Origin of the sequence: Campylobacter concisus, from assembly GCF_002165785.1 — a bacterium.
Taxonomy (GTDB): Bacteria; Campylobacterota; Campylobacteria; order Campylobacterales; family Campylobacteraceae; genus Campylobacter_A; species Campylobacter_A concisus_W.
The window spans coordinates 1-955 of the sequence record NZ_NDYO01000024.1 but is presented as its reverse complement, the minus strand read 5'-3'; the positions used below and the strand labels follow the sequence as shown (position 1 = coordinate 955).

Sequence of the window (955 nt, the reverse complement as noted above, 5' to 3'; positions counted from 1 at the left end):
CCCTATTAAAATCCATCACGAAATAGCTTCCTACTATCTCATCAAGATAGGGCATCATGCCATATTCGTCTAGTGGGGGATTTTTATATAGTTTAAGAATTTTTTCGTAGGTGTCTAAATTTTTATTTACTCCAACTGTATATGTATAGTATTTAAAGCAATCTGCTAATACATGTAATGCTTCTACTTCTCCTAGTTGGGCTGCTAAAAATACTGCTTGAAATTCTCTTGCTTTAAATCCACCTTCATTTCCATTGCCTAGTGATTCACTATCTCCTAATACCCCAGCACAAATTCCCCACTCTCCTATAAAGAGTTCTGATTTAAGTGTATTTTTATTTCTATCTACTTCATCATAAATTTCAGCATATTCTGGTTTAGTTAATTTGCCTTTACTATCTACTCTACCTATAGCATCTTCTGGGATATCTATCATAGTGCATTTTAGATTGCTTCTTTTTACTAGATAGATATATCTATCTCTTTTATCTTTTAGACTTTCATAATAAGCTTTTTCTGTTTTAGTCCAAGGGGCTATCTTGTTTGAACTTGATTTATAGCTAATATCTAGCCAAGGCTTAAATGATAGATAGTCTGTTTGACCTAGAGAATTTGGTTTAGGATTATAGTATAGTGGTTTATAGTCTTTATATGGAGATGAGTCTAGGATGGAGCGGGAGTCTAGGAGCATTTGGGATTTTTCTTTTAGGTAAGCTTCATCATTTGCAATATTTTTTGAAGCAATTAAATTTGTTTTTTTGTCCACCTCGATTTCATCTCCATTCGGAGCTATAACTATATATGTATTATTGTTATCCATTAAATTTCCTTTATTCATTCTTTTATTTATTGCTATTAGTGATGTAGCTATTACTAAGATAGCTAAAGCTGTAAATATAATCTTTTTCATCTGTTATCCTATGTAAAGACCATCTTCCATTACTATGGTGGTAGC

At 31.9% G+C, this 955-nt stretch carries 1 protein-coding gene; it reads right to left on the bottom strand.

Annotated features, from left to right (window positions below; all coding sequences use genetic code 11):
* The coding region (locus tag B9N62_RS10270) for a thioredoxin reductase (RefSeq protein WP_087585404.1) at positions 1-910 on the bottom strand (910 nt) is incomplete at its 3' end.
* Positions 911-955: the final 45 nt, after the last annotated feature.